Source organism: Vibrio sp. SG41-7 (assembly GCF_014164465.1).
GTDB lineage: Bacteria > Pseudomonadota > Gammaproteobacteria > Enterobacterales > Vibrionaceae > Vibrio > Vibrio splendidus.
The window spans coordinates 1-5,764 of sequence record NZ_JACJFF010000189.1; the positions used below are offsets into that span (position 1 = coordinate 1).

The window sequence follows — 5,764 nt, forward strand, 5'->3', positions numbered from 1 at the left end:
AAACCGTATGGCTTCCGTAACGATAGTCCATGACCAACTCCACCTATGTACAGAGTTGTAAAGTATCATAGCTAAAGCTGACCGACTAAAGTCGGTGGTTTTAACCTTTTAGGAGACTAATAAAACCACGACCGCTGAAACCAGAACAATCGCTTCAACTAAAGTCATGAAGCCTTCGTCAATTGCGGTTTTAATGAAATCAGCTTGGTTGTAGACCATCTTCATCTCAATGCCTTCAGGCAACTGAGGTTGAATCACGTCTATTTGCTTCTTAACCTTATTGGCAACCGTCACTGGGTTTTCACTTTTCAGTGGCAGTACCTGAATCGACATCGCTAAATTGTCATCTACACGAAGAATGCTCGGCGTAAGGCTCTCTTCGCCCATTTTGACTTCAGCAATATCTCCGACACGAATGATTTTGCCGTTATCGACACGAACCACCAAATCTCGCACATCATCAACACTGGTCACTTGGTTGACTGGGTTAATGGAGAAATCTCGCACCTGACCTTTGATAGTACCCGCGGTAAACGTCGCGTTGTATGAGCTTAATGTACCGACCACGTCTGACGCACTCATGTTAAGCGCCATCATTCGATCAGGTTGTAACCACACACGAACCGCTTTTTCACTGCCACCATACGGCCCCCAAATCCCCCCCACACCTTGTATGTGCTTAAACTGGGGCACAACTTGCTGGCTAATGTAGTCATACATGTCTTGCTTAGACATCTTGCCGGTATTCACAAACGTGATGATGTTACTCGGCATACTGGTATCAGAAGAGTCATCCGTTACCGTTGGCTTATCCGTCATACTAGGAGGGAAATCACCAATCGCTTCAACACTGCTACGCAGGTTGTTCATCAAGCTCGTGTATTCGACGTCATTAATGTCATCTTCAAAAATGATTTTTAGATTACACGTTCCTTCCTGACAGTCGGTCGTCATGGTTTTCACGCTGTCTAAGCCCGTTGCCGCCGTGATCAGTTTATCTGCCACATTGCGCGACATGAACTCAGCACTGGCACCATTGATCGCAGCAGTGACCGTTGCTGAAGGTGTTTTATGTTCAGGAAAGTATTGGATTGAGAGCTTTTGAAACGACAAAAGCCCAAGCAAAACAATGGTGATACTCAGAACAGACGCAAACACAGGGTGCTTGATACAAATCTCAGGAAGCTTCATTCAGATTCTCCTTTGTTACGGCTTCCTTGCTTTGGGTTTGCTTGCTTAAAGTTTCCTTGCTATGAGTTTCCTGGCTTTGGATTTCGCTCGATGATTGCTCAGCAGCCGCATTAGTTTCCCCACCCTCGCTATTTTCGTTGACGGCTTCGTCTACACCTTTTGTTGCTTCCGTCCAATCAACCGAAGGCTCAACCGGATGTGCTTCATCAATCTGTGTTTCGGTCTTTTCTACCTCGGGCTTAAGGGTCTGCTTAGTGACCACTTTATCTACCGGCTCCGTTATTAACTCAACCGTTTTCTGCTCCGCATTAGGGTTCATTACCTTAACTAGAGACGCTTTCTTTAGGTTCTGTTGTCCCGTCACTACGACCTGATCACCCAGTTTCAATCCGCTTTCTACAACGACATACCCATCGTTAGTGTTCACGCCCAATTCAACAATGCGTTGCTCGATTTTTTCGCCATTCACAATCCATACAAAACGTTGTGCATTTTTTGCTTGAACGGAATTTTGGGAGACCACCATTTGAGCCGTGTCTTCGCTCGTCATTTGGCTTACTTTGGCAAACATGCCCGGAACTAAGCGATGATCTGGATTGGTCACGTGCGCGTGTACTTCTACGCGACCTGAACTCTCATCAACCGCGGGGGCAATGTAATCCACCACACCAGAAAATGCTTCATCGACAAAAGCATCAACTTGAATAGAGACATTCTGTCCAAGTTTTGCGTTGCCTAGATCCGATTGTCCAATGGAATACTGAACTTCGACAGGATCGAGTTTGATCAAACTCACCAACGCGGTTGCGCCATCAATCTTACTGCCCACTGAGTGGGTAAAGTTGGTTAATTGCCCATCAAATGGCGCAACCAATAAATAGTCATTCATTAGCGCTTCTTTCTGACGGAAATCAGCCGCAGCTAAATTCGCCTGCTCTCCCAGTTCTTCAACATCTTGTTGAGACATAGAGTCAGGCTGTTTCTTTAGTAATTCTTGTACTCGCTTTAATTTCGACTTTGCTAACGCTAGAGAGCTTCTTGCTTTGTCTAAATCGGCTTTCGCTTTGGTATTGTCCAGTTGAGCGATCAACTCGCCTTTTTTAACTGAATCTCCATCTTTGAAATGGATATTGAGAATTTTGTCGGAGGCACTGAATGTCAATGCAGCAGAATCCCTTGCCCTGATTTTGCCAACCTCGTTGATTGAAGATGTGAATGCTTGTTTGTGCGCTTTTTCGATAGTCACAGGAATCAAGTTTGAGTCTTGGGCAAACGATGGAGAGATATGTAAGGCAAACAGTACCAAACAGATTGTTTTACTAAGCTTTGTAAATTTCATTTTTAATAACCATAACCGTTGAATTCGTCTGAATTAAAACGTTTTTCTAAGCAGCTATTTCTTACTTAATGAGCTTCCAGCTATTTAAATAATGCTAAAACAGCTAATAATGAGAAAAGGGCTCAACTCACTGTCGAGCCCTGCAATTTTTATATGATTCCTAAATTTTTACGTTCTGAACTCCAAAGTAAAAGTTAAAAACGATGTTGATATTGAACACCAAGCAAGAGAGCATCGGCAGTCACATCAGCAGTTATATTGGAACTCGTTCCTGGAATCGTCGTCAGGTTTTCGTCAATATCTTGTGATTCTCCGATGATAAATCCGACTCCAACGTCCACAGAACTGGCATCGGTGAAGTTATATGTCCCTCCGACCGTAAGCCAGTGACGGTTAACATCAGGAATAGAGAGCGATGTGAGTTCGTCAGCTGGGGAAATGTCGTACATGTAACCCGCTCGTAGAACGATGTATTTCGACATGGTGTACGTACCACCGACGGAAATATGTCCTGCATCTTTCCATTGATACTCTTTAATTGAGTCGTCATAAGAGTCAGACGTTAATGAATCAAACTCAGACCAATTCACCCACTGCAGGCTGTAGTGAAAAGCCCACTGTTCGTTGAGCTGGTGCCAACCGGAAAACTCTAGAGTGTCTGGTAGAGGTACGTTCATCTTGTCGGCAGGGACACCGCCTTTGGTAATGTCACCTTCCACTTCGATATCTGGGCTGTAACGGTAACTAATACCGAACTTGTTATGTTCGTTGACTTGGTAAGTCGCACCAACATTTGCACCCAGACCGAAACCGTCTGCATCTACATTTAACAAGTTTTGACGGTATATCTCACCCTCACCGTAGATAACATCTAGCCCTGCGCCCAAATTGATTTTTTCAGATAACTCGTAAGCCACAGCGAAACCAATATTGATACTGGAAAGCGCTGTTTTCCCTCCGAACTCATCCGCTTCGAACGACTCGTCAAACTCAACATCAGTACCGAAATTGGAATGGACTGTTGCGCCCAAGGTAAATTTCGAATCTTGAATTGGGTGAACATAATGAATGTTTGGGACTAGTGTCCCTGCGTCCAATGATTGGTCATCTAACATTTCAGTATCACCAATCATTGGCGTGTAGCTAACACTCGACACATCAATACCACTATCGATATAGATAGCGCCGACAGAGAGTGTTGGTTGCTTTATGTAAGCCATCGCAGCGCTGTTCTTAGCAACAATCGCAGCGCTATCTGCCATCACTGCATCACCAGCGAATGCACGACCTAACCCTGTTGCAGACTGCGCGTTAAGTTGGAATCCTGCAGCGTTTGTTAAACATGGAATGAGAGCAGCTGCGGTGCCCAATATGAGTTTATTCTTCATCTTGAGGCACCTCTGTTTCGATATGGTCTTCGTTATTAATGACAACAAGCGAACCGTCAGTCATCACCATCGAAGCAACAGCTAATTGTTGGGTTGTCACGGCTTCACGTACATCTGACATATTTTCGCCAGGCATACCCGGTAGGCCATTTTCATCAACGGGGCCTTCATAAGGAAACAAATACGTACCGTGTCCACCGGTTGTCGTTCTTATGACTCCACCGAGTTCGATCTGACCACGCTTTGTACCCGTTATAGGGTCTAAACCAAGGGCCGTAATTAAGGGCTCAGTGCCAGTTCGAATATTATCTGGCGCGGTATTAGGAATTACGCTATCAGGAACGTAATCAACGCCAACGTCACAGGTTTCGCCGCAATCTCCAACTGCAGCTAATAAAAGAGTCGGTTGCTCAGCCTGAACTTGACGAGAGATGAAGCTAGCAGGGTCTGCACTATCAATTGTTGCTTGAACTCCTTGTTTAAGGTCGGTAACAACCAAATTGAAGATGTCATTCTCTAGCTGACTGACAAGTAGCGCGTTATCCGATGAAAGCTCTACAAACTCTCTAAGTGCTTCAATACATTGTTGATTCGTTGCTTCTGCTGTACATGTATCTGGTATGACAGTTTCAGCAATACCGCGCTGAACATCTGGAGACTTCTTAACACCTTCAGACATTTCAGGTCCTAGGGTTTGAGAGGACAGAACCAAGTTGGTTAACCCCTGCCCCGGAACAACAAAGTTCACCGTATTAAATGCAAAATCAGAGTTGGTATGGAAATCAGGACTTACCTGACTAAATTCACTGACCATCACCGACATGATTCCGCCTAGGGATTGTCCAATTAAATGAACATCATCTTTTTTCACCCAGCGCTCTTGGTTCAACGCGTAACGAAGCCCCAAAAAGTCAGACACTGATTGCTGTAGGTTAGAGCGCAGTGCTAAAGGCGAATCTATGTTGATGAAAAACGCTTTGTTTGCTCTCGCGCTGATTTCCACGTGTTCCGGACTTGAGTCATAACGCATTCGCTCCCCGTGATATGGCATATCGATCGCAACAACGGCATAGCCTTTTTTCGTATATTCCGCAGCCATCAAAGAAGCAGTACCACGCTCTGCTGTAACACCATGAATAAAAATAGCTGTAGGTAACTGACTACTTTTATCCCATCCATTAGGAACATAAATATCTGCAGTTATATCTAACTCTTCGGTTATCTTCGGGGTTGGTTCTCTTTCTGTAGGAAAACCACCTTCGGTGTTTGTAATCCATTCGTAAAGTGGCGGGCAATTCTCCTTCGGTTCAAATTCATCAATGATACACTCTGATTCTCTCGCTTTAGTAAAAGGTAAATAGGAAGGAATTTTAAGTTGTTTGGTATATAGATCGTAATCTTTCTTCCGTTCTGTAATCGGATTTAACTGACCAGTAAAAGCGCTTCCAAATGCCTCATGGTTGTATTTCATCGCATCCAATGGAGAATAAGCACTCTGAGTTTTAAATTGTGCTGCATATACAGGAATACCCTTATCTGGATATAACGCATAATATGAATCAATAGCGCTTAATACTTGCTCTTGAAGAACTTCTTCTTTTTCGCTATTTAATGGAGCGTCTGAATAAATCAACTCATCAAAGCTGGCATCTGCTTTTAAATGTTCATTAAATTCAGTTTTTACCCCATCCGTTACTACAACCGAATAAGTACGATTTTCGACTATACCCAATCAACTTGAAGATGCGGGCTTGAGCACTTGAAAATTATCATTTATTCGAGACGTCAAAGAGTCTGCGATCTCAGGTAGAGTCACAATGCAAAAATTCTCGATGGCTTCTCTGAA

General features: G+C 43.9%; 2 protein-coding genes and 3 pseudogenes. All 5 read right to left on the reverse strand.

What is annotated here, in order from left to right:
* Window positions 1-114: 114 nt before the first annotated feature.
* A pseudogene (locus H5300_RS25095) lies at window positions 115-1,191 on the reverse strand (efflux RND transporter permease subunit); the annotation flags it as partial.
* On the reverse strand, window positions 1,178-2,530 hold the full coding sequence (locus H5300_RS25100; protein WP_182797196.1) for an efflux RND transporter periplasmic adaptor subunit: 1,353 nt from the start codon (window positions 2,528-2,530) through the stop codon (window positions 1,178-1,180). The pseudogene H5300_RS25095 and the gene H5300_RS25100, both read right to left, overlap by 14 nt.
* A gap of 194 nt (window positions 2,531-2,724) precedes the next feature.
* Window positions 2,725-3,918 carry an outer membrane protein transport protein gene (locus H5300_RS25105; protein WP_182797197.1) on the reverse strand — a complete coding sequence of 398 codons (1,194 nt, stop codon included), beginning with the start codon at window positions 3,916-3,918 and terminating at the stop codon, window positions 2,725-2,727.
* Window positions 3,908-5,647: pseudogene (locus H5300_RS25110) on the reverse strand (alpha/beta hydrolase-fold protein); the annotation flags it as partial. The pseudogene H5300_RS25110 and the gene H5300_RS25105, both read right to left, overlap by 11 nt.
* A gap of 3 nt (window positions 5,648-5,650) precedes the next feature.
* Window positions 5,651-5,764, reverse strand: a pseudogene (locus H5300_RS25115) (IS630 family transposase); the annotation flags it as partial.